The organism is Staphylococcus felis (assembly GCF_003012915.1).
Taxonomy (GTDB): Bacteria; Bacillota; Bacilli; order Staphylococcales; family Staphylococcaceae; genus Staphylococcus; species Staphylococcus felis.
On record NZ_CP027770.1, the window covers coordinates 1,174,210 to 1,197,186 of the forward strand.

The 22,977-nt window shown below is 34.6% G+C and carries 24 protein-coding genes and 1 pseudogene; 21 read left to right on the forward strand and 4 right to left on the reverse strand.

What is annotated here, in order from left to right:
• The first annotated feature begins 48 nt into the window (after positions 1 to 48).
• The 3 genes and pseudogenes from C7J90_RS05340 (at position 49) to C7J90_RS12180 (ending at position 1,835) form a co-directional block, all read left to right on the forward strand.
• Positions 49 to 891 (forward strand): sugar-binding domain-containing protein, encoded by an 843-nt coding sequence (locus C7J90_RS05340; RefSeq protein WP_158701911.1) that lies wholly within the window; start codon positions 49 to 51, stop codon positions 889 to 891.
• Positions 892 to 1,091: 200 nt separating this feature from the next.
• Positions 1,092 to 1,544, forward strand: a pseudogene (locus C7J90_RS12175) (transposase); the annotation flags it as partial.
• Positions 1,545 to 1,583: 39 nt separating this feature from the next.
• Positions 1,584 to 1,835, forward strand: a complete 252-nt coding sequence (locus C7J90_RS12180) for a transposase (protein WP_232618868.1) — start codon at positions 1,584 to 1,586, stop codon at positions 1,833 to 1,835.
• A gap of 213 nt (positions 1,836 to 2,048) precedes the next feature.
• Here C7J90_RS12180 and C7J90_RS05350 read toward each other — a convergent pair whose 3' ends face one another.
• A complete protein-coding gene (locus tag C7J90_RS05350) occupies positions 2,049 to 3,248 on the reverse strand; it encodes an IS110 family RNA-guided transposase (protein ID WP_280522916.1) in 1,200 nt (399 codons plus the stop codon).
• Between the two features lie 435 nt (positions 3,249 to 3,683).
• Here C7J90_RS05350 and C7J90_RS05355 point away from each other — a divergent pair, with 435 nt between their 5' ends.
• The 7 genes from C7J90_RS05355 (at position 3,684) to C7J90_RS05385 (ending at position 8,507) form a co-directional block, all read left to right on the forward strand.
• Positions 3,684 to 3,896, forward strand: a complete 213-nt coding sequence (locus C7J90_RS05355) for a hypothetical protein (RefSeq protein ID WP_158701912.1) — start codon at positions 3,684 to 3,686, stop codon at positions 3,894 to 3,896.
• Positions 3,897 to 4,212: 316 nt separating this feature from the next.
• Positions 4,213 to 4,305 (forward strand): cysteine peptidase family C39 domain-containing protein, encoded by a 93-nt coding sequence (locus tag C7J90_RS12320; RefSeq protein WP_115865796.1) that lies wholly within the window; start codon positions 4,213 to 4,215, stop codon positions 4,303 to 4,305.
• Between the two features lie 2 nt (positions 4,306 to 4,307).
• Positions 4,308 to 4,577 carry a cysteine peptidase family C39 domain-containing protein gene (locus C7J90_RS05365; protein WP_269780137.1) on the forward strand — a complete coding sequence of 90 codons (270 nt, stop codon included), beginning with the start codon at positions 4,308 to 4,310 and terminating at the stop codon, positions 4,575 to 4,577.
• A gap of 776 nt (positions 4,578 to 5,353) precedes the next feature.
• Complete coding sequence (locus C7J90_RS05370) at positions 5,354 to 5,674, forward strand: PadR family transcriptional regulator (RefSeq protein ID WP_103209120.1); 321 nt, start codon at positions 5,354 to 5,356, stop codon at positions 5,672 to 5,674.
• On the forward strand, positions 5,671 to 6,231 hold the full coding sequence (locus C7J90_RS05375; protein ID WP_103209119.1) for an HAAS signaling domain-containing protein: 561 nt from the start codon (positions 5,671 to 5,673) through the stop codon (positions 6,229 to 6,231). The genes C7J90_RS05370 and C7J90_RS05375 overlap by 4 nt, the downstream gene beginning before the upstream one ends.
• The gene (locus tag C7J90_RS05380; RefSeq protein ID WP_103209117.1) at positions 6,228 to 7,043 is read left to right on the forward strand and encodes a DUF4097 family beta strand repeat-containing protein; all 816 of its coding nucleotides are present in this window, start codon (positions 6,228 to 6,230) and stop codon (positions 7,041 to 7,043) included. The genes C7J90_RS05375 and C7J90_RS05380 overlap by 4 nt, the downstream gene beginning before the upstream one ends.
• Before the next feature lie 132 nt (positions 7,044 to 7,175).
• The gene (locus C7J90_RS05385) at positions 7,176 to 8,507 is read left to right on the forward strand and encodes a Na+/H+ antiporter NhaC family protein (RefSeq protein WP_103209116.1); all 1,332 of its coding nucleotides are present in this window, start codon (positions 7,176 to 7,178) and stop codon (positions 8,505 to 8,507) included.
• A gap of 75 nt (positions 8,508 to 8,582) precedes the next feature.
• Here the strand turns inward: C7J90_RS05385 and C7J90_RS05390 are convergent, their stop codons facing one another.
• Positions 8,583 to 9,191: a DNA-3-methyladenine glycosylase gene (locus C7J90_RS05390; RefSeq protein ID WP_103209114.1), complete on the reverse strand. Its 609-nt coding sequence runs from the start codon at positions 9,189 to 9,191 to the stop codon at positions 8,583 to 8,585.
• A 168-nt stretch (positions 9,192 to 9,359) separates the two neighbouring features.
• Between C7J90_RS05390 and C7J90_RS05395 the strand changes: the two genes are divergently transcribed.
• The 10 genes from C7J90_RS05395 to C7J90_RS05440 all read left to right on the forward strand — a co-directional run bounded on the left by C7J90_RS05395 (position 9,360) and on the right by C7J90_RS05440 (position 19,319).
• A complete protein-coding gene (locus tag C7J90_RS05395) occupies positions 9,360 to 10,016 on the forward strand; it encodes a DUF805 domain-containing protein (RefSeq protein WP_103209112.1) in 657 nt (218 codons plus the stop codon).
• A 44-nt stretch (positions 10,017 to 10,060) separates the two neighbouring features.
• Entirely contained in the window at positions 10,061 to 10,561 is a 501-nt protein-coding gene (locus tag C7J90_RS05400) for a hypothetical protein (protein ID WP_103209110.1), read from the forward strand.
• Positions 10,542 to 10,970: a hypothetical protein gene (locus C7J90_RS05405; protein WP_103209109.1), complete on the forward strand. Its 429-nt coding sequence runs from the start codon at positions 10,542 to 10,544 to the stop codon at positions 10,968 to 10,970. The genes C7J90_RS05400 and C7J90_RS05405 overlap by 20 nt, the downstream gene beginning before the upstream one ends.
• Before the next feature lie 612 nt (positions 10,971 to 11,582).
• The gene (gene ltrA / locus C7J90_RS05410; RefSeq protein ID WP_106465077.1) at positions 11,583 to 12,869 is read left to right on the forward strand and encodes a group II intron reverse transcriptase/maturase; all 1,287 of its coding nucleotides are present in this window, start codon (positions 11,583 to 11,585) and stop codon (positions 12,867 to 12,869) included.
• A gap of 458 nt (positions 12,870 to 13,327) precedes the next feature.
• A complete protein-coding gene (locus C7J90_RS05415; RefSeq protein WP_103209538.1) occupies positions 13,328 to 14,710 on the forward strand; it encodes a YfcC family protein in 1,383 nt (460 codons plus the stop codon).
• Between the two features lie 87 nt (positions 14,711 to 14,797).
• Entirely contained in the window at positions 14,798 to 15,697 is a 900-nt protein-coding gene (locus tag C7J90_RS05420) for an ABC transporter ATP-binding protein (RefSeq protein ID WP_103209539.1), read from the forward strand.
• The gene (locus tag C7J90_RS05425; RefSeq protein ID WP_103209541.1) at positions 15,690 to 16,937 is read left to right on the forward strand and encodes an ABC transporter permease; all 1,248 of its coding nucleotides are present in this window, start codon (positions 15,690 to 15,692) and stop codon (positions 16,935 to 16,937) included. Before C7J90_RS05420 ends, C7J90_RS05425 begins: the two co-directional genes overlap by 8 nt.
• Positions 16,938 to 17,076: 139 nt before the next feature.
• On the forward strand, positions 17,077 to 17,409 hold the full coding sequence (locus tag C7J90_RS05430; RefSeq protein WP_103209543.1) for a YnfA family protein: 333 nt from the start codon (positions 17,077 to 17,079) through the stop codon (positions 17,407 to 17,409).
• A 31-nt stretch (positions 17,410 to 17,440) separates the two neighbouring features.
• Positions 17,441 to 18,454, forward strand: coding sequence for an aldose epimerase family protein (locus tag C7J90_RS05435; RefSeq protein ID WP_103209544.1), 1,014 nt, complete (start codon positions 17,441 to 17,443; stop codon positions 18,452 to 18,454).
• A gap of 175 nt (positions 18,455 to 18,629) precedes the next feature.
• Positions 18,630 to 19,319 (forward strand): ribose 5-phosphate isomerase A, encoded by a 690-nt coding sequence (locus C7J90_RS05440; protein WP_103209546.1) that lies wholly within the window; start codon positions 18,630 to 18,632, stop codon positions 19,317 to 19,319.
• 296 nt (positions 19,320 to 19,615) lie between these two features.
• On the opposite strand, the gene sdpC is transcribed toward C7J90_RS05440, so the two are convergent.
• Complete coding sequence (sdpC, locus tag C7J90_RS05445; RefSeq protein WP_103209547.1) at positions 19,616 to 20,467, reverse strand: peptidoglycan release complex CPBP-like subunit SdpC; 852 nt, start codon at positions 20,465 to 20,467, stop codon at positions 19,616 to 19,618.
• A 360-nt stretch (positions 20,468 to 20,827) separates the two neighbouring features.
• Here sdpC and hutG point away from each other — a divergent pair, with 360 nt between their 5' ends.
• Complete coding sequence (gene hutG / locus C7J90_RS05450) at positions 20,828 to 21,760, forward strand: formimidoylglutamase (RefSeq protein ID WP_103209549.1); 933 nt, start codon at positions 20,828 to 20,830, stop codon at positions 21,758 to 21,760.
• A 282-nt stretch (positions 21,761 to 22,042) separates the two neighbouring features.
• Here the strand turns inward: hutG and C7J90_RS05455 are convergent, their stop codons facing one another.
• A complete protein-coding gene (locus C7J90_RS05455; protein ID WP_103209550.1) occupies positions 22,043 to 22,915 on the reverse strand; it encodes a LysR family transcriptional regulator in 873 nt (290 codons plus the stop codon).
• Positions 22,916 to 22,977: the final 62 nt, after the last annotated feature.

A 22,977-nucleotide genomic window follows, 5' to 3' on the forward strand; every position in this document is an offset into this window, starting at 1 on the left:
ATGGATTGTTCTATTTAAATCTATAAAAAATTTTTAGGGGATATGATTATGGAGAAATGCGACAATTTAAATAATATATATCAATTAAATAAACGTGAAAAATATATTCCGTATATGAGTCAAGATGAATATTTTAAAACGACATCGTTGCATGAAGTACACGCTGTTACTACGCTATCTGGGAAATGGATCTGTCAAGTTGAAAAGGACGATGAACAGCCACTTTTATGTTTTCGTGTTGATTCCTCTCAAGGGCTAGTCAATGATGACATTAAAAGAATTGACGAAAATGGTGGAAGATTAACTTTTAAATATGAGCGTCAATTTACAATAAATGATTATGATTATTCTAAGGACTATCATCTTAATATTTCAGACGTTAGTTCAGGCTATACACTTAAAGTCAATGGTAGATACGTCGGACAAATACCATCATCAGTCGAAGCGTCTGAGTTTGATATTACCTCATTAATTCATGGTGGAGAGAATCGAATTGAAATGAGTAATGTTGATCAGCCCTTATGGAGCACATTAGCATCACACATTTGTTTGAATACACATTTGAGTGAAAATATGTATATTTTAGAACGTGACAACGATCGTCTCGTGCATTTTGAAGTTGAAGCAGTATGTCAACAAGATACAGAACAAATTTTAGTAACAGTGAAAATTAAAGAAGTAGAAGGTCTTCCTGCTATCACGTATACATTGATTGGGCTCGAAGGTGAGATTGAAGCTCAAGGGAATATAGATTTAGACTGCCTATGCATAATTCCAATAGATGCGTCTTTTGAAGCGGTGGATTTATTGGATGGTTATACTTTATTTTTAGAAACAGACTACGAAACGATTGCTTATTTTATAAACAAAAGAGATATCACTAGCAAATAATCATAGCACTTGAGACGAGTCTGGGACATCAATCCCAAAATAATAGCGTAGGGGCTAGGACATAATTCCTAGCAAAAAAAGAATCGATTAGGTAAAATCATTTTACTTAATCGATTCTTTTTATATATTATTTCAAAAAAATAAAGCCCTCACGTATAATAATGAATAACCACAAACAAAACGATACGGAGGAACTTTATATGTATAAAAATTGTAACATGTCTCAACTCACACTATCAATTGAAACGGAAATTACATTTCCAAAAAATGATGTTTCTACTATTATTAATCATCTTGTTGAATCCATCCCTGATGAAGAATTTAATGACTACTATACTCATAGAGGTCCTTCTTCATATCATCCAAAGATGATGTTAAAAATACTTCTTTATAGCTATTCTCAATCTGTTTTTTCAGGACGTAAAATAGAATTTCTTCTTAAAGATAGCTGTCGCCTCATGTGGCTTGCCCAAGGGCAAACACCTTCTTACAGAACTATAAATAGGTTCAGAGTGAATCCACATATGATGGGAATTTTACAAACCTTATTTGTTGGTTTTAGAGCGCAATTAATCGAAGATAAATTAATATCTGAAGAGGTTGTCTACATAGATGGAACTAAGCTTGAAGCAAATGCCAACAAATATACGTTTCAGATGTGAAGATTGTTTCGATTGCCCATTACGAAGCAAATGTATGAAACAAACCAAAAATTACTGAAAAACTTTACATGGGATTTTCTAAAAAATTATATAAAACAATTGCTTTCAGAACCTAAAATGAATGCCATCTACAAAAAACGTAAAATAGATGTCGAATCAACTTTTGGAAATCTGAAGGCTAATTTGGGTTTCAAAAGATTATCCGTGCGCACTCAATCTAAAGTCGAATGTGAAATTGGAATTGTCCTTATGGCACTAAACATAAGAAAGTTAGCACGGTAAGTGCTAATTTCAAGTAGAATTCAAATGAAAAACACCACAAAAATCATTTCAAAAGATTTTTGTGGTGTTTTTCTTGGGAGCTGAAACCCTATGTCCCAGCCCCTTTCCTACGATTAGTCAAGTCTTTATGTTTAAAATAAGCATTACTAAATTAGCCCGTTCAATTTAATTTTTTTGAATAAGGTGTTACACTGTATTTGATTGTACGGTTGGCTAATGTGGGGACATTTGATAATCGTACAATTTCTGATTCATTACTAAATAATGAATCGTTTTTAAGAGACGATTAATACAAGCGATGACGGCAGTCTTGTGAGCTTTCTCATGAGGCTGCTTTCTTAGCTTATAGTAATAATCGACGACATGATTGTCATAATGATGCTGCCCTCTTATTATATTCATAACCACCCAAAATAATAATCTTCTTGCTTTTTTATTGCCACGCTTATTAATTGTGTCTCTACTTTGCGTACTACCTGATTGATATCGTTTGATATCGATGCCTACAAATGCATTTAATTGTTTATTCGATTTAAATCGCGTAATATCTCCAAGTTCTCCAATAATCATAGCTGCAGATAGTTTTCCAATGCCTGGTATTGAATGAATATGTTCAAAACAATCAAGTTGTTGCGCTAATTGAATCATGTCTTCATCTAATTGTTTAAGATGTTGTATAGATTGTTTTAATTGTCTAATTAACAACCGTGCTTTTTCTACAAGGAATGAATGTCTATCGACATTCGGATAGCTTTCCCGAGCAATGTTAACCAATTGGTGTGCGTGATTTTCAGCTTTATTCATAGATAGACCTTTATCAGTCGAATTGAATATATAAGAAATAAGGGTATCAATATCCATATTTCTCACCATATCTGGATGAGTAAATCGTTCTGCGATGTTAAGTGCAATGATAGAATATCGACTACTAAATAATTTTTCTAAACCAGGAAAAGTTTGATGAAGCTGTTCAACAATTTCAAATTTAAGCCGATTTTGTTTATTTTCAATTTCCAGATGAAAACGTACACGCTCTCGCAACTCAAAGAAGATAGCTTCATACATAGGTAAGGTTTCCATTCCTTTTAAAGTAGGTGCTAATTGCGCAAGTTTATGTGCGTCTGACTTATCAGTTTTCCATGATCTTAAAGAACTTGTTCTGAATTTAGCTTCTAACGGGTTCATCTCAATATAATTAATTTGATTTACGCGACAAAATCGAGTCATACCTCTTGAATAAATACCAGTAGATTCAAAAATGATTTGTAGGTGGTCTAAATCATTCAAATACTTTAATAAATAATTATAACCATTTTTATTATTTTGAATGGTAAATTCTCTTTGAAATTGATCGTTATGATAATGAGCTACGACACTACTTCTTTTACTAATATCAACACCTAAGTAATTGATAAATATAGCCTCCTTTAAAGAATTGAGAAGCTTTGAACTTTACTTAGCCTTTTTCATCTCATTTTCCTATACACGGTTTCAAGAACCCAACATACTTCAATCGAATTTCAAAAGGAGAGTAAAGCTGATCAGTTTAAATTGCGGATTCAAAGATCCAAGGGACTGCTCGATCTACTTCTCTCTACAACTATAAAAAATAGCTGTGAAGAAATCTATCGTCATAAATTTCTTCACAGCTAATCTTAGTATGTTTTTATTGTCATAACATACATTATGGGTAGCGCGTTTGTATAGCTTATTCATCATATACATATCAATAATCTATCATATATTACTTTTTAAAAAAGCCCTACTTGAGAAAACGCTTGCAATTAGTATAAATATATTATATTATATATTTAAAATTTAATTATAATTATAGAAATTATGGTTTCTATGGAAGACTTAATGAGAGAGTTAGATGTAAATGAATTAGAAAAATTTGCAGGTGGCAAAAAATCTAAAGCTAGCAAAGCAAAAGATGCTGCATATTGTACTTACTGGTGGGGACTATGTGTGTCACAGCAGCAAGCGATACTTATGGTTGTGGTAGTACTCAAGCTAATTGTGAATATTTTAAAAAATACTGTTAATTTTTGTAGAACATAAAAAAACAGAGAGGTTGTTATAAATGAAAACAAAATGTAGTTTTAAAACATTTATGTTTAGACGAATTAGTTATCCAGGAACATTAACATTAAATAATAAATACTTAAAATTTAAATCCGAAAACGTTTATGGAGAGCCCATTACAGAGTCTTTATTTATAAACAATATTAAAGATATTAAATTAAAAAAGGGGCTATTAAATAATTCTCTCCTCATTTTATATAATAACGAGTGGTATGTTTTTCATAAATTTCAAGATAAAAATTACTTCGAAATTTACGATTTTTTAAAATTACATAAGGATGAATAATTGAGAATGGGAATAAAACACACTAAACAAATTGACGAATATGATTGTGGTCTGGCTTGTGTAACTTCAATATATAAATCTTTCAAAAAAATAATATAAGTATTGATTTTTTAAAAGATATTTCTTTTAAACGCGAAGGTTATAATTTAAAAGATATGATTTATTTTTTAGAAATGTATGGAGATTTTAAAGCACATGCTATAGAACTCAATATGGAAAGATTGGAAGAAGTTTTTTCAAATTTAACCTATCCTATAATATTACACGAAAACAGTAAGGATGATCTTGGACATTATATAGTTGTATATAAATATCAACTTAATAAAAAATTAGTAGTAAGTGATCCTAAAGATAATTCTATAAAAAAGTGACATTAAAAGATATAAAGCATAAACTTTCTGGAATTTGCTTGAAAATCGAAAAAACAAAAGACCCCATTCCATTTCAATTTGAAAATCAAAAAAATAATACCATAAAGAAATTTATAAAATCACCTCTACGCTTTTCTGTTATCAATCATTCGTATTGTTTGGGCTCTCAGTCAAATTGGACTGGTCGCATTAAATTAAGGCGTTATGCAATAATGGATTGCTTAACGCCTTTTTCGTTGTGTGATCATAAAGTCTTGAACATTAATGCCTCTTTTAATACAACATAAATCAGTAAAATTGAGTTGGTAAAACATATTTTATAACTTAGGGGTGTGAATAAATATAGCACATTTGATTGTTTCCTAAGCCGAGACTTCTGAGGCGCCTAGAAAAGCGAGGTTTTATGGAACAATCAAATAAATGAAATTATTTATACACTAGTCCGATTTACTATAGAACCATTGTTTGGCTTGCATTTCCTAGGGGATGGGTAGAGCCCCGGTCTCGATGCTCATCCTATTCCCTCAGGCGTCTCACCAACAATACGACGTGATATACATGTCATTTTACTTTAAAATACTTTAAAAAAGACACTTTCGTATCATTAAATGAATCATCTCATTATAAGAAAACTTCGAGATATCTATGTTCCAGAATGGTCTCAAACTTTTTATAATATAGTGTTTAGTACCTTGCAATATATAGTAGTAAGTGTTATATTCTTTTTGAGTACTATACATTATTCAGTACTATGTTATGTATATAGAGGTGAATCAATGAATATCCAGTTTAAAAAGGGAGCACTTGAAATGATTGTGCTTTTAATTATTAAGAGGGAACCTCAATATGGCTATGCGCTTGTCCAAAAAATATCTCAGCGAATGATTATCGCTGAAGGGACAGTTTATCCTATTTTGAGGCGCCTTGTTAAAGATCAGGTGTTGACTACATATTATCAACCTTCGAATGAAGGGCCAGCCCGCAAATATTATCAATTGACTTCTATGGGTGAAGAAAGGTTAGAACAATTAAAAACAGAGTGGCATGAATTTATGGAGATTGTAACACTATTTATAAAGGAAAGTGAGACGACATGAAAAAACAAGAGTATTTGCAAACATTGTACTTGCATTTGAAAAACATCCCTGAAGAAGAAAAGCAAGATATTGTGGCTGAGTATGATCGCCATTTTATTGAAGGCCTTAAAGATGGACGAAGTGAAGAAGAGATTGCTGAAATACTCGGTTCTCCTAAAGGGATCGCGCGTGATCTCTCAGCAAGTAGCGCAATTCATACAGCTGAAAATGAAAAAAATTCTTTTAATATCGCTCAGGCCATATTTGCTGTATTAGGTTTAAGTATTTTAAATTTCATTTTAGTACTGGGGCCTTTACTAATGTTTATCACCTTTATGATATTATTAATCGTTATGGCATTATTTTTTTTGGCGATTCCGTTTATTCTTATGTTTAAGGAAGTTAATCCTGATTGGGGGACTGTTTATATAGCTGATTGGTTTGCTGCTATCGGATGGTTTGGATTGGGATTAATGATATTAGTTGTTTTATGGATTGTTATTAAATGGAGCTATATCCTGATAGTTAAATATTTAAAGTGGAATGCCGCTTTAATTAAAGGGAGTGCACATCGATGAAAAAATTTCTTTTGATTACATTTGTGATAGGGTTGATTTTATGTATTATTGGTAGCGTTGGCACATATTATTATACTTTTGTTGACAATCAATATCATAAAGAAGATAAAACTATACGCAAAAGTTACCCATTATCAAATATTAAATCAATCAATGTAGATGCGTATAACACTGACCTTTCATTGAAAAAGGGGAGTCAATTACAAGTATACGGTACCTTTGACCGCAACAAGGTAAAACTAGATACCACAGTTAAAGACGGAACACTTTATATTAATGTAAATCAAAATAAAAGCCGACCTGGAATTAATGTTAATCCATTTTATTTAGAGAGAAAAAAAGAATTGTATATCCAAGTGCCAGAACGGTTATTAGAGCAAGTTCACATTAAGGGCGAAGGTGTGAGTAGCGAGATTGACGGTATAAAAGCTAACCAATTCGATGTAGATGTACAGTCGGGATATTTCGATATTGTAAAAAGTTCGCTCAAACATATGAACATAAAGTTAAATAAAGGTGCATTTGATGTAGAGACATCATCATTTGAAAGTATGAATATTGATAATCGTTTCGGCGTGCTTGATTTAATGGATATACCTAAAGATATTCCAATGCAGCTGAAAAATGATAAAGGAACAGTCTCTGTAGGTTATCGTCAGCCACTTGAAGATACGATTTTCAAGGTGAATAATGATAAAGGTGAAGTTGACTTAGAAGCGATTGATGGTATTCACCAAAATAAAGTAGGAACAGGCCATCAGACTGTTATTATTGAAAATCGTTATGGATATATTGATTTCTATCAAGATTAATAACCAAAAGAACAGCTTCATGTTTTTAGATGACATATTTTAATGCTTCAATTAATTTGAGCAACCATCTTGTCAAAATGAATTTAAGGTGTATAATTCATATAATGATACTAAGATTTAAGGAGCAAGAATATGTCTGAAGAATTAAGAAGTCAAAAACATTATGGCGCATTAGCATTGTTACCTTTAGTGATTTTTCTAGTCTTATATGTTGGGGTTGGATTATATTTTACAATGCAAGGTGCTGACGATGCATTTAGTAAGTTGCCAAGACACGTTGCAATTTTCATTGCTATCGTTATTGCATGGATTGCATATGATCGTAAAACGCCTGTTTCACAGAAGATTAAAATTTTTACGGAAAATGCAGGCTCATCTGGTATTGCACAGCTTGGATTGATACTATTGTTAGCAGGTGCTTTTGCAAGTGCTGCCTCGGCTATGGGTGGTCAGGAAGCGATGGTAAATATGGGGTTGTCTGTTATTCCTCCAAATTTATTAATTCCAGGGATTTTTGTAATGAGTGCATTTGTTGCGACGGCACTTGGGACTTCAACTGGGACGCAAGCCGCCTTTATTCCTATTGGAGTGGCTGTAGCTCAAGCTGCTGATTTGAATGTTGCAGCAGCGGCAGCAGCAGTGATTGCAGGAGCTTATTTTGGAGATAACTTATCGATTATTTCGGATACAACGATTGCAGCTACAACTGGTGTCGGTGCAAAAATGAAAGATAAATTTAAAGCCAATTTCTATATTGCATTACCAGCTGCGATTATTACATTTGTCATTTATGCTTTTATCGGTGGTACAGGAAAAATTGAAGAAGATCTACCTTATCATTTTGTAGATGTTTTGCCGTACTTATTTGTGCTAGTTGCTGCGATTGCCGGCATGAATGTAATGCTTGTACTAATTTCAGGTATTTTATTAACAGGAATTATTGGTATGTTAAGAGGGAATATATCATTTTTTGATTGGACATCTAAAATTGGAGAAGGAATGGAAGGAACGTTTATGATCTTCCTGATTGCCTTTTTAGTGTCAGGTCTTGTGGCGCTGATTCGTTACTATGGTGGGATTGACTGGATTATTCAAACGATGAAAAAACGTGCAAATGGAACAAAAAGTGCGGAGTATTCGATGAGTTTCCTATCTGCTATTTTATCTGCGGCACTCGTGCATAATGTATTAGCAATTATTATATCAGCACCTATTGCAAAAGAAATTGGTAGCACATATAAAATTGCGCCAAAGAGAATGGCGAGTTTATTAGATATTTTTGCAGCGAGTGCATTGATGGTGTTACCACATGATAGCGGAATGTTAATGGCTGAACAATTTGGTAATGTTTCATATTTAGAAGTATTACAATATTCATATTATCCGTTGATATTGGTGTTATGTACGATTATCTCGATTCACTTAGGTGTATTCCGAAAATCAAAAGATACACCATCTCAATAAGCTTGAATAGATAGAAGTCTTTTATTTAAATAGAGAGATTGGGACATATGGCGTTTTGTTCCAATCTCTCGTTTTTTATAGCCAAGTTGCATCAATATTGATGCGATCTTTGACACGCATTCGCGATACATATGGGTTTCCTTGAACGGAAAACCGCAGTAGTGCTTCAGTCCATACCCCTTTATGAGGAATACCAATACGAGGACTGTGATGAATATGGCGGGGAAATTTTCTATCTGTCGTATCAATTTTTAAGCGCCCTTCATTCAGACGTGTCCCGTCAATAGATTTTGGGATTTGCATAGCAGTGGTGAACTTTCCTGGGCCATTTGTAACTTCAAACCCATCTTTTCCCCGGTTTTTAATCATATGATCAAGACCATCTTCAGGCTGTACTGCACGTATAAGTACGCCTTCTGGAATGCCTTCAGATTGTGTCACAAAGTTAATTAATAAATAGCGATGCATCGAATGGGCATAAATGGTACCCCCTTGCTGGTAGAGTGACTCAACTTTTGGGGTGCGCTTTCCATTAAAGCCATGTGCGGCTTCGTCTTTAACCCCTAAGTATGCCTCAGTTTCTACAATATATCCTGAATACGTGATGCCTTCAGATTCATAAATTAACTTCACCCCAAGTAAATCTTGAGCAATGTCAACAGTGGGACGATGAATAAAGTCCATAGTGACCTCCTTTTTGTCAATAACTTTATCCATTATCATAGCATTGTTATGCTATGAATGTGAAATCGATTTATATATAACATTTCTTTTTTATAGAATTAAAATTTAACATCAAATTAAAACTCAATATGATACAATGAACAAAATGATTAATTTAGGAGGAAAATTATGTACGAAACACCGCAAGTAGGTTTTTTAGAAGCATATCAATTATTTTGGAAAAACTATGTCAACTTTAAGGGGAGAAGCCGACGAAGTGAATATTGGTGGGTTGCCTTATGGCACTTCATTATCTTAATTGGTGGAGGATTATTATCGGCACTCCTCTTTTTAATACCGGGTGTGGGAGCTGTTATAGGTGCAGCAGGTTTTATTGTCATTTTGGCTATTTATCCCTTAGCTATAGTGATTCCCAATTATGCACTATTGACACGTCGATTTCATGATCGTGGACTATCGATGTTCATTCCGATTGTGTCATTTGTTTTATCGTTAGTATTGTCACTTTCTAACGTTATCAGTGAAAGTCGAACATTATATGAAAATCCGGATGCTAATTATAAAGTAAGTGAACAAATGGGGCTTTTATCATTTTTACCTGTATGGCTTCAAGTCTTATTAGGATTGCTATCTATTTTATTAACACTGATTTCATTTGTAGTGTCATTGTTAAATAGCAAGAAAGAAACGAATAAATACGGTCCGTCTCCAAAATATGTCGATAATCCAACAACAAACGAGTCTGATATCAAACATCAAAGTGTATCATCGGAGACAGTTGATACCCCAAAAAATAAAGAGACAGATGACCCATATAAATATTAATTAGCATTCTAACGTTAATAGAATAAAGGAGGCTTCAAGCACAAATGTATGCAGCTAAAAGTGAAGCATCTGAACGTCATATCAAAGATAAAGCAGCTACGTTTATTTTATGTTATATGGGACTTATAGGTTTGGCTGTATTATCCATTGCCATTGACTTTGAACTAAAGCAAATTTCCTTTTTTTCAATTGGGGCTTTTATACTCGTTATGGTAATTGGGATGCGATTACTGAGCGTTCTAAAATTTCAAGCATTTGACAAGCAGAAGATAGTCGTTCACAGCGAAAGCGAATTGAGATTGACACGCAAAAAATTAATATTGAGAAATATGACTATATATGTATTAATATTGATCATCTTAGGTGTACTTTGCTTTATATTGGCACCACTTTTGATAGGACATACTCCTCGTTGGAGTGGCAGTGTATGGGTGTCAAATTCAATATTTCCTTTAATTGGATTGATTTATTTGTACTTTGTAACTGCTCGAAGTGTCGTAATTGTCAAAGAAGGTGAAGATAACAGTGAAAACAATCATACTTAATGTATTTAATGGAGAAGAATTTAAAGATCAAGAGGCAATAGACCACTCACGATTAGAATTAGGCAAAAGCATCACTTGGTTGTTTTGGGGGATGTTGCTAATATTAAACGTATCAATATGGATCAAACTCATATTCGGACAGACGTTCATTATTGAAAGTATAGGTATTATTTTATTCATGTCGGTTAGCTTAACTGTGATGTTGAAAACTCGAGCTTTCATGAAAAAGACGTATCCAATTATTTTGATGATAATCAGTCTGTTTTGTATGATTGGAAGTCTACTCGCAAAATATACCTTTAATATGCAAATGATGAGTGCTATGGATATTCAAGATACAATAGGTGTGGTATTTTGTGTGCTATCACCTATTATGGTGCTAATGAACCTATTACTTAAATATAAATAAATGTTTCAAAGACAGTTTAATATAAGCTTGTTTCCTTAAAAAACAGGCTGGGACATCAATCCCAAAATAATAGCGTAGAGATGATTGAATCACCTCTACGCTTTTCTTTGTGCGCCCGGCATGGGTAACATCTTGACGGTGAAAGTCCGTTACAGGCTTGGTAGTAGGAACTGTTAGCGAAAGACAAGGGTGTCCATTGCGAAGTGGAATCTGAAGGAAGTCGGACGCAAACACTCGCACTGACGAACAGAAACATCATACAAGGCTATGTAGAATGGATGAATCTGCAGAACAAGATAAAGTCCAATACTACCCGAGTTCTATATAGTAAATGATGCGGTGGCATGAGTGGAAAGAGGTTACATCTTACCCGGGGAGGTCTCATCAGCGGTACTCTACCGTAGTAACAACGAATGATGAGAAGTCAGCAGAAGTCATAGTAGGGAAAATGTACCGAAGGACTGAACAATATTCAATACAAAGTAAAGATTGGAGGTTATAGATTTACGACGTACAGAATACGGTTTAATCGGCAGCTTATGGAAGGATAAGTAGTGGAACGAAAAAAGAATACATAAGTGTGTACAGTAAATCTTAGGTGAAATGAAAGAAATGTATCGTAAGTCTCCATCATTGATGGAGCTTGTTGTAAGACCAGACAACATAGAAAAAGCTATCAAGAAAGTTAAGAAAAACAAAGGTGCTCCTGGAATTGACGGCATGAAAGTCAGTGAACTTCGTGCTCACTTTGCGCAGTACTTTTCACAGATAACGAAAAAACTGCTTGAAGGCACATACCAACCTCAAGCAGTTCGAAAAGTGCAAATTCCCAAACCAAATGGGAAAATGCGTGTGCTTGGTATCCCTGTCGCTAGAGACAGGGTAATACAACAAGCGATTAAACAAGTGATTGAACCCAGCATCGACCGAACATTTTCGAATCATAGCCATGGTTTCAGACCTAATCGTAGCACAGGAACAGCACTTAAGCAATGCGCTATTTACTACGAAGAGGGCTATAAAATAGCCGTGGATTGTGATTTGAAACAGTGCTTTGACATGTTAAATCATGATAAGCTGATGTATTTGTTCGAACGCCATGTTCAAGATAAGTCAATTTCAACATTTATCCGTAGAAGTTTACAAGTAGGTGCCATTGACCTATCTGGCGAAGTCGCAGAAAGAAAGATAGGTGCACCACAAGGGGGCGTTATCTCTCCTTTACTATGTAATATCTATCTACATGAACTGGATAAAGAACTCGAAAAGCGTGGACACCGGTTTGTACGCTATGCAGATGACTTTGTCATCTTTGTACGGACAAAACGTGCAGGTGAACGCGTAATGATGAGTGTAACGAAATTCATTGAAAAGCAACTGAAGTTGGCTGTCAATGAAGATAAAAGCAGAATAGGAGCAGTCACACGTTTAAAGTTCTTGAGTTGTCTAATAACCAAGGTAAATGGGGTTTGTCGTTTCAGACCGACTACGGAAGCAAAAAGAAATTTAATACGCGTCTTAAGGAAAATAACGAAACGAAATAGACCCGGTACCTTTAAAGACATTATCACTGAAATTAACCAAGTGACGAGAGGCTGGATAAATTACTTTGGTAGAGGTTTTATCAGAGAATTTATTGAAACCACGCAATCTTGGTTAAACCGCCGACTTAGACAACTCATACTTAAACGGTGGAAAAGAGTAAGAACTAAGTATAAGATGTTGCGCCAATATGGTCTTGACCATAGAAGTGCGATGAAAATCGCACAGTCTCGAAAAAAGTACTGGCGACTATCAAACACGCACGAGGTTCATCGTGCACTTACAACAAAACAACTCTACAAGTGGGGACTGATACCATTAACCCAGCTTGCAGAGTTGGCTTACGCAAGATATTGAACCGCCGAGTACGGAACCGTACGCTCGGTGGTGTGAGAGGACGAGTAGTCAATTAATGGCTACTCTCCTACTCGATTATCAATCATTCGTACTGTTTAGCTCACATTTCCTAGAGGATGGGTCGGGCCGCGGTCTCGACGCTCATCCTATTCCCTCAGGCGTCTCGCCAACAATACGACGCTATATACACGTAGTTTTACATTAAAATACTAAAAAAAAGACACTTTCGTATCATTGAATGAATCATCTCATTATAAGAAAACTTCGAGATATTTATGTCCCAGCCTGGTAATTTTTTGAGCGTATGATATACAAAGATATTATAAGACGCACAAGTATTTTTCAATGGCATAAAGTATGCTATCAGAACTTTTCTTATATTTTTGAATCATATATGTCAAATAGGGAATAAGGTTAAAAATGTTTTTTGAAAATTAGTACAAAAGGGGAATGAAGCGATGAAAAAAATCAAACAAATCAAAATGCCTCATACGTATGCTTTATTAATGATGGTAATTATTATTGCGAGTCTACTCACTTATGTGATTCCATCTGGAGCATTTGAACGTAAAGAGGAAGGCGGGCAGACTATTGTTGTTCCGGGATCTTATGAAGCATTTTCGTCACCACCAGTTGGTTTTTTAGATATTTTTAGAGCGATACCTGAAGGACTAATGAGTGCAGCGGATATCGTGTTTTATGTATTTTTGGTAGGTGGTGCATTCGGTATTATTCATAAGTGTGGTGCGATTGAAGCGGGGGTCAATCGAATGATGACAATTCTCGGTAGTTCAAAGGTGATGATGATTCCGCTAACGATGTTGATTTTTTCAGTATTAGGATTCTCAATTGGTTTAGCCGAAGAGACGATTATTTTTGTTCCAGTGGGTGTTATTATTGCGCGCACACTGGGATATGATGCGTTAACAGGGACGGCTATGGTCATTTTGGGCTCGGCTAGTGGCTTTATAGGGGGCATGTTAAATCCCTTCACAGTCGGTGTTGCACAAAAAGTTGCAGAGCTACCGTTATTTTCAGGATGGGGATTACGAACGATTATTTATATTTTTATCTGGAGCGTTGCTGTTTTAGCAGTGATGATGTATGCAAAAAAAGTTAAAAAATCACCAGAGAAAAGCATTGTTTACAAATTAGAGTTAGATGAAAAAGGAAAGTATCCAAAGCCCACACAACAAGATTTTTCAAAGCGTCAATTATTAAGTCTTATCATCATTAGTTTAGCAATTATATTGAATGTCTTTGGTATTTTTAGATATGGTTGGTCTTTTAACGAAATGAGTGCTAATTTTTTATTTGCGGGTCTAATTGCAGGATTTGTGGGTGGATTAGGTTTTAATGGTACTTTTGATGCATTATTAGAAGGGATGAAAAATATTTTATTTGGGGCTATTATTGTTGGATTTGCAAAGGGGATTATTGTCATATTGGAAAACGGCAAAATCATCGACACGATAGTATATATCATGTCTTCATTTTTAAATGGATTACCACCAGTTGTCACAATTATAGGGATGTTTCTTTTTCAATTTGTATTAAATTTTTTTATTCCATCAGGATCAGGTCAAGCATTAACAACGATGCCATTGCTTGTTCCGATTTCAGATTTATTACAAATCAACAGACAGATTACAGTGCTTGCATTTCAATATGGTGATTCGATTAGTAATAGCTTATTCCCGACTTCTGCTGTATTGATGGGGGCACTCGCAGTAGCCAATATATCATATATACAATGGATTAAGTTTGCGTGGCGCATCATCTTAGCATGGGTCATTATTTGTGGCGTTGCAATGTCTATTGCCTACTTAATGGGTTACTAAATCATGGCAATTTCACATGTGTGCTTGTCAAGGGCAAACTGTTCACGTATATTGAAAGTAAATAAACAATGAAATAGAGGTGCGAAAATGGTTTTAAAGATCGATTCCGTGTCAAAACGTTTTGGTGATTTTGAAGCTGTTAAGCAAATATCTTTTGAGCTTGAAAAAGGTAGAATGCTTGGCTTTTTAGGTCGCAACGGTGCGGGGAAAACAACAACGTTTCGGATGATTCTAGGCTTGATTGAACCATCAGAAGGGTCTATTACATTTGAAGGGAAATCTATTAACGCAACACTATATAATCATATTGGTTATTTACCAGAAGAAAGGGGACTCCATCCCAAGCTAATAGTTATAGAAGAGCTCAAGTATTTGGCAACACTTAAAGGTGTACCTGCTTCAAGCTTAGATGCAACGATAGAACGTTGGTTAAAGCGATTTAAAATAGTTGAAAATCGCGACAAAAAAATAGAGTCACTTTCTAAAGGGAATCAACAAAAAGTACAACTACTGGCTAGCATTATACATGAACCAGAACTGATTATTTTGGATGAGCCATTCAGCGGTCTTGATCCAGTCAATGTTGAATTGCTTAAAGAAGCGATTATCGAATTAAATCAAAAAGGTTCAACGATTATTTTTAGTTCACATCGTATGGAACATATTGAAGAACTCTGTGATGATGTTTGCATTTTAAATAATGGAGAAATGGTCGTTCAGGGAACTATTGATGACGTGAAGTCAGATTATGGATACAAACGTATAGTGATTGATGCGGATTATGATTTATCTGAGATTGAGTCACTTGAAGGCATTCGTAAAGTCGAAAAAGTCAAAACACAAACCTATTTTACGATTGAAGATGAGTCTGTAGCGCAATCTGTTTTTCAGGTCATTCAACAAAAAGGCTATGTAAAGCGGTTTGAAGTTGTGGATCCGACGATAAAAGAAATATTTATTCAAGAGGTAGGTGATTGGGATGTCTAAATTTTGGGCGACATTTAAGTTAACTTACTCAAAAAAGTTAAAATCCAAAGCATTTATCATAACGACAATATTCATGATACTCGTTATTGTGTTAGGCGCTAACATTGATAAAATTGCAAGTATGTTTCAAGGTGATGATAATCAAAAAATTGGCATTATCACACAAGATCAATCGCTGTATCAAGCTATTCAATCTCAAGGAGAGCGCTTGAATGAAGAGACCAACTATTCAAGAATGACGGAAAGAGAAGCGAAAGCGAAAATTAAAGATGAATCATTAGATAAAGCGTATATGATTACAGAAAGCAAGGACCATCTTCTATCCGCTCAAATATTAACAAGAGAGGCATCTACTCAATCAGACAAAGCTGAATTAAGTGCTATCTTGTCTCAAATTCAAACACAAAAAGTAGCGAATGATTTAGGTTTAAATGCGACAAATCTTCAGCAATTACAAAGAGAAGTCTCAGTTCAAGACCAACTGGTAAGTAATTCAGACAAGTCATCATACAATACAAATAAGGAAGAGGAAGTGTTTAGTAAAATAATCGTGATGGTTGGAACATTCATGATGTTCTTTATCATTTTGACATATGCGCAACAAATTGCGATGGAATTGGCAACAGAAAAAGTATCTCGTGTATCAGAAATGATTATTACAAGTGTGAAGCCAACGATACACATTTTAGCTAAAATAAGTGCAGTTTTAACAGTGGCATTAACTCAAATTTTAGTGTTAGGAGTAACAAGTGTCGTTGCATATGTTGCATTTGATTTACAAGATAAACTAAGTGAATTGGATATTCATTTGACGGGTCATATGATAAGACTGATAATATTCGCTGTCATCTTTTTAATTTTAGGGGTTTTAACATACGTCATATTAGCTTCGATATTTGGTAACTTGACTGCACGAATTGAAGATATGGCTCAGTCAATGATGCCGCTTAATTTATTAATGATTGCTGCTTTTTATGCCGGTTATTTTGGGGCTATGAATCCAAATAGCATGATTATAAAAGTATTGTCGTATGTACCGTTCTTTTCACCATTTGTCACACTCACACGAATGTCCTTACCTGAAACACCGACATTTGAAGGTATTATCGTAATTGTGATTCATATGATACTCATAGGGCTATTGATATGGATTGCTGCAAAAACATATCGAAATGCAGTGCTGACTTTTGAAAAAGGTGTGATTAAATCTTTGAAGCGCGTTATTCCTAAGAAATCATAACACATAATAGAAAACACATTTGAAACTGAATCTATTTTTATATCAAAAAGTGAAAAAGATTTGGATTTATAGAAAAAACGATTTTGTTCCATTTTTAAGAAACTGATACAATAGTTTACAAGCGATATGAGGTGACGATGTGAATTTAATATATAGTATAACCATTTTTGTAATTGCAGGGTTATGTGAGATAGGAGGAGGTTACCTTATATGGCTTTGGTTGCGTGCGGATAAATCAATTTGGCTAGGAGGTTTAGGAGGAATTGCATTAATTGCATATGGCATCGTTGCAACAATGCAAATTTTTCCTACATTTGGCCGAGTTTACGCAGCATACGGAGGCGTGTTTATCGTGATGAGCTTATTATGGGGTTATTGGATTGATAAGTCATCGCCAGATAAATATGACATCATTGGTGGTATAATATGTATATTAGGGGTACTTATAATGGTACTACCAAGTAGAGGGTAATTTGGGAGAGTAAAAGGAGTTATGTAGAATCATGAACATCAACATTGAAAAGCAAACGAATGGTATTGAACTCATTAAAATTGAGAACGCATCTAGTAAAATTGTTTTTACTAATTTTGGTGCACGTATTGTCAGTTGGAAGATTGATGACAACAACATCGTTTTAGGGAACGAAGTTGAAGCGGATGAATTTTATCCAAATAATCCATTTTATTTTGGTGCTACAGTTGGGCGATTCGGAGGTCGAATTGAAAATGGTACATTTAAATTGAATGGAGAGACATATCAACTCGAACAAAATGATATGCCTCATCATTTGCATGGAGGAAAAAATGGATTATCCGATAAATTATTCGACTATGAAATTGAAGAAGAAGCACATTGTGTGAGAGTGATATTCCGAAGTCAGCTCACCGAGGAAATGGATTATTACCCAGGTGATATCGACCTCAAAGTCATATTTACATATGATGAAACGAGTACGTGGACGATAGAATATGAAGCAATAGCTACAAAAGATACATTATTCAATCCTATGAATCATGTTTATTTTAATTTGAATAGCGACAATAAAGTAGTAGACAACCATGTTTTATCTAGTGACAAGATTCAAATGTTTCCATTAGGCGACAACAACTTACCTGTACTTCAACCTATCGATTTGGTTGAGGCTTTTGGACAGACGTCTATTAACTTAGGAGAACTATTCGAATCCAAGGATGAACGTATTGCATCACAAGTAACAAAAGTACAAGGATTAGATCATCCGTTTGAAGTTGATAAGGGAACGTTTACATTATCCAATGATATTTTGACGTTGCATGTTCAAACAGATACACCCCAAGTTGTCATTTTTACTTTGAATGATACGACGGGATGGAAAAGTCCAATGAACATTTACAAAGCTCATTCAGGTGTAACTATCGAAACACAAAGTATGCCAAACGACATCAATTTATTAGGTGAGCGCGCGCATTCAATCATTAAGGCCAATCAGCCTTTTTATGCTAAGACGAGCTATCGAATTGAAAATAAAATGTCATAGTTATTCTGATATATAGATTATATATGTATAAACACCTCAAAAGTGAGACGAAAGAGTATCATTTTTGAGGTGTTTTGAATTTAATGATATAATTTTGCGCTTTAACTATGTATTTTAAATTGAATCATGTAAAATGAACTTGAATGACAATGAGTTTTGAGAAGGTGGGGAAGCCATGGATACACAACAATTAAAGATGTTGACGCTTGATGATGCAGTTGCACATATTAAAGATGGTATGACCTTAGGAATTGGAACGGGAAGTACAATTGAACTTCTTGTGCCAGAGATTGCTAAGTTAATCAGTGAAAAAGGATACCGACTTAAAGGTGTTTGTACGTCTGAACGTACAGAATATCAAGCCAAATCACTCAATATTCCAATTGTTCACATTAATGATGTCACTCACATTGACCTTGCAATTGATGGCGCTGATGAGATAGATCCTCAATTAAACTTAATCAAAGGAGGCGGCGGTGCGCTATTTAGAGAAAAAGTGATTGATGAGTTTGCTGAAACTTTTATCGTATTGGCTGATCAAACAAAGCTCGTTGATTATCTTGGACAAACATTTAAACTCCCAGTAGAAGTAGATCGATTTAATTGGTATCAAGTTGCTCAAAAAATTGAACAACGTTTTCAAACGTCAGTTCAGCGTCGAATGGTTGAAGATACACCTTTAATTACAGATAACGGGAATTATATTTTAGACTGTGGTTTGACAGTGCATATCGATCCATATGAAGCACATGAATTTTTGATTCATCTAACAGGCGTGTTGGAAACAGGATACTTTTTAGATATTGTAGATAAAGCCATTATCGGTACAGAACAAGGGGTTAAAGTTTTCCATCAATCACTATAACAAAGAGTCTATATCTAGAACGTAAATCCCAAAATAATAGCGTAGAGAGATTGAATCACCTCTACGCTTTTCTTTTATCAATCATTCGTATTGTTTGGTTCACATTTCCTAGGGGATAGGTCGAGCCAAACAATACGACGTGATATACATGTAATTTTATATTAAAATACTTTAAAAAAGGCACTTTCGTATCCTTTAATTAAAGGAAAAGCTTCGAGATTTTTCGTAAATTCTTACGAAAACCTCGAAGCTTTTCGATTACTGAGATATTTATGTTCCAGCCTCTTTGTGTGATATTAGGAGTCTTTCTTCTCTATATGCTCTGTCTCAGGGGTTTCAAGAATCATAGGTGTGTCATCATCTTCCCCTTTTTTCTTAGGTGTGAGGAGACTCATAAGTAATCCCAACACGATAACGATGATAGCAACACCAGCCGTTGCATAAGCTAAAACTTTCATAGAAAATACATCACCTAATTCCTCACTAAAGAAGAATACTTTTGCAAAGGTCATCGTGGCATGAAATATCGTAGCAGAATAAATTGCGCGTCCACCCGTACCACGTATCAATTCACCTGCAATCATTGAAAATGCGAAAACATAAATAGCACTATACATTGTATATGGCATACCAAAAGCAGTATTAACATCCCACACTAGATACAACATACTAACGACAATATTAGCAAAAAAGTGTGGCATTCTAGACTCCACAATATTAAATAAGTAACAACGAAACCCTATTTCAATAAAGAGTGCCATTAATAAATGACCGATTAAAATCGTCCAAATTGTTTCTGATAAATCTGTTGCTTGTAATAATATAAAGCTATCTGAATAAGTGTTGAAAGCATACATACAAATCATAAAGATGACAAGTGGTATGCTGATAGCTAGCAATACACGTTCAATCACTTTAAGGTTAATCGAAAACTTTAAGCCAAATAACTGTTCTTTTTTATTTTTAAATATGAGTAAACAAATAAGAGCTGCTATAAATGGGCCTAAACTATTTAAAGAAAAAACAAATGATTTAAGGCCCGATGCTTTTTGAAAGTCTTGTAAAATTAAAGGACTAGCATAGGCTAAAATAAAAAATACGAAAATGGACATAGCCCATTGGAAGCCTGAAATACGTGTTCGGTTCATATATAATCCTCCGTAGTTCGCAAATGATCATAAAATATAAAAATGTATGGCTCTTTTGACATAAAAAGCCCTTATATCATTGAATATAAAATATATTATAACTGTAACCTCTTTATAAATAAATTGATGACATTAATTTATAATCTAATTGTAATAAAAGAACATCACTCACTTCTTCCTTTTACATAGGGAGGGGAACATGTGAATACTTTACTAAAATAAAATTAATGCGAGTTTTAGATACTGTTTTTAGGATATAATGAATATGATTAAAGATAAAGAAAAGTGTATAGCATGTGAGCAGATATTCATTTTTTACAGATTATAATTATTTTCATCTTCTGAGGAGGGAGAAGGTTAATGTATATTAAACCAGACCAAACGCTATGGTCAGGAAGACTTGATAGTGAGACAGATTCATCAGCATTTCGTCATTTTCAAACAATTGAGTATGGGGATATTCAAAATATCAAAACAAATCACGATGGCGTAGCATTATTGGGATATGCTGTAGATAAAGGCGTCGAATTGAATAAAGGTAGAGTAGGGGCTAAAGAAGGTCCTGATGCAATTAAAAAGGCTTTTGCAGGATTACCAGCGTCTTCAGATACGCCTATCATTGATTACGGTAATGTGACACACAACCATGAAACCTTAATTGAAACTCAACAAGAATTTGGGCGATACGTTGCACAATTGTTGCAACATCATCAGCGTACCTTCTTGTTAGGAGGCGGTCATGATATTGCTTATGCACAGTATTTAGGACTGCGAGAAGCGCATCCTAATCAATCTATCGGTGTTATTAATATTGATGCGCATTTTGATAACCGAAAAGAAGAAAGCTCAACTTCAGGAACTAGTTTTCGACAAATGCTTGAAGAAGATGCACACGTTGATTATTTTGTTTTAGGCATACAAAGACCAGGCAACACGCAAAGTTTGTTTGATTATGCAGACCAAACTAAAACGGAATATGTCTTGGCAGAAGAGATGAACGACTGCATCCATCCTAGAATTAAAGATAAGTTGGCACACTTTATCAATCGACATGATGTTATTTTATTTACAATCTGCATGGATGTCATCGATAGTGCATACGCTCCGGGTGTCAGTGCCAATGCTGTTTTCGGGCTCACGCCTTTTACAGTATTAGAATTAGCCAAGCGTATACTCGAATCAAATAAAGTAACGTCATTAAGTATTGCCGAAACCAATCCAAAATATGACATCGATCAACGTACCTCAAAATTAGTCGGGCATATGCTCACACACTTCATACACTATTTATAAAAGTTGCTAGCGATTGTGCTTTGACTTCGAGCAGAACCTCATAGCGAGCAAAATTGTGTTTTAATTTTGTCGAGCTATGTCGTTCTGTCGAAAACTCTGCATGCGAACCCCCGTTTATCACAAGGTTGTTGATCATGCGATTAGAGTTTGAGCATAACTCGAGCAATTTAAAAAATTGCTTCTCAAATTTTGAAGAATTGCGAAGTTATGTCGAAAACTCTGCATGTGAAACACCGTTTATCGATTGCTCAAAAGAATAACTGTCCCCAAGCGCTTTATTTGTTATAAACGATTCCAGTAATATTGGCATAAGTCGACTAAATCTAAAACTTCTTGGGTGTATTGACGTTTACGCGAAAGGTTAATATATATCGTACGTTGCATATTAGGCCGTATTTGAATGGCATTCAGGGAATTGGTGTTAAAAGATTGGTAATAAGCACGGGGGATGACTGCATATCCCATACCCTGACGAACAAAATTTGCTGCTGCTTCAAATCGCTCAACTTCCATAACGATATTAGCTCTCATATTCAGGTGTGTAAAATAATCATCGATATGTTTGCGCACCTGGTATTGCTGGTTTGGCACAATGAGTGGCAAGTGCTTAATTGAAATGGTCTTTTGGTTTTGATACATGTCATTTGGTGTCAATAATACGTAATCATCTTTATAAAGAGGAATTGAAACAATATCCTCATGTTTAATAACGTCATTTGACAAACCAATATGTATATCAAAGGCGATGAGCTTTTGGGCAAGTTGATGCGGGTCTAAAATCTCTAATATTTGATAGTGTTGTTCGGGATTTTGTTGATTATGTTGACGAATTAACAAAGACACCCAATGCGCTGTCGATTCGAGAATAGCCATTTTAATTTTAGGCGTTTGGCTTAATTTTAAGTCATACATTTTTTCTACGGTTTGATGATATTGTTGAACAATCTCAACAGCATGATTGTAAAATTGAATCCCTTTTTCAGTAATCGAAATATCTTTAGTTGTCCGCTTCAGTAACAAGTAACCCAGGTCATTTTCCATCTTTTTAATGGTAGCTGTTAATGAAGGTTGACTAATATGTAGCGCATTGGCAGCTTTCGTAAAACTATTACAATTAACGACTTCGATAAAATACTCCAGCTGTGTAATTTTCAAATTTTTCACCTCCATTTATAGTTTTAACCTATTAATCATTAGTTTATTTATATTGGTTAATA

Excerpts from the sequence above, each read along its gene's own strand:
- C7J90_RS05340 (WP_158701911.1), top strand. The coding sequence starts at position 49 with ATGGAGAAATGCGACAATTTAAATAATATATATCAATTAAATAAACGT.
- C7J90_RS12180 (WP_232618868.1), top strand. The coding sequence starts at position 1,584 with ATGTATGAAACAAACCAAAAATTACTGAAAAACTTTACATGGGATTTT.
- C7J90_RS05355 (WP_158701912.1), top strand. The coding sequence starts at position 3,684 with ATGGAAGACTTAATGAGAGAGTTAGATGTAAATGAATTAGAAAAATTT.
- C7J90_RS12320 (WP_115865796.1), top strand. The coding sequence starts at position 4,213 with ATGGGAATAAAACACACTAAACAAATTGACGAATATGATTGTGGTCTG.
- C7J90_RS05370 (WP_103209120.1), top strand. The coding sequence starts at position 5,354 with ATGAATATCCAGTTTAAAAAGGGAGCACTTGAAATGATTGTGCTTTTA.
- C7J90_RS05375 (WP_103209119.1), top strand. The coding sequence starts at position 5,671 with ATGAAAAAACAAGAGTATTTGCAAACATTGTACTTGCATTTGAAAAAC.
- C7J90_RS05380 (WP_103209117.1), top strand. The coding sequence starts at position 6,228 with ATGAAAAAATTTCTTTTGATTACATTTGTGATAGGGTTGATTTTATGT.
- C7J90_RS05385 (WP_103209116.1), top strand. The coding sequence starts at position 7,176 with ATGTCTGAAGAATTAAGAAGTCAAAAACATTATGGCGCATTAGCATTG.
- C7J90_RS05390 (WP_103209114.1), bottom strand. The coding sequence starts at position 9,191 with ATGGACTTTATTCATCGTCCCACTGTTGACATTGCTCAAGATTTACTT.
- C7J90_RS05395 (WP_103209112.1), top strand. The coding sequence starts at position 9,360 with ATGTACGAAACACCGCAAGTAGGTTTTTTAGAAGCATATCAATTATTT.
- C7J90_RS05400 (WP_103209110.1), top strand. The coding sequence starts at position 10,061 with ATGTATGCAGCTAAAAGTGAAGCATCTGAACGTCATATCAAAGATAAA.
- ltrA (WP_106465077.1), top strand. The coding sequence starts at position 11,583 with ATGTATCGTAAGTCTCCATCATTGATGGAGCTTGTTGTAAGACCAGAC.
- C7J90_RS05415 (WP_103209538.1), top strand. The coding sequence starts at position 13,328 with ATGAAAAAAATCAAACAAATCAAAATGCCTCATACGTATGCTTTATTA.
- C7J90_RS05420 (WP_103209539.1), top strand. The coding sequence starts at position 14,798 with ATGGTTTTAAAGATCGATTCCGTGTCAAAACGTTTTGGTGATTTTGAA.
- C7J90_RS05425 (WP_103209541.1), top strand. The coding sequence starts at position 15,690 with ATGTCTAAATTTTGGGCGACATTTAAGTTAACTTACTCAAAAAAGTTA.
- C7J90_RS05435 (WP_103209544.1), top strand. The coding sequence starts at position 17,441 with ATGAACATCAACATTGAAAAGCAAACGAATGGTATTGAACTCATTAAA.
- C7J90_RS05440 (WP_103209546.1), top strand. The coding sequence starts at position 18,630 with ATGGATACACAACAATTAAAGATGTTGACGCTTGATGATGCAGTTGCA.
- sdpC (WP_103209547.1), bottom strand. The coding sequence starts at position 20,467 with ATGAACCGAACACGTATTTCAGGCTTCCAATGGGCTATGTCCATTTTC.
- hutG (WP_103209549.1), top strand. The coding sequence starts at position 20,828 with ATGTATATTAAACCAGACCAAACGCTATGGTCAGGAAGACTTGATAGT.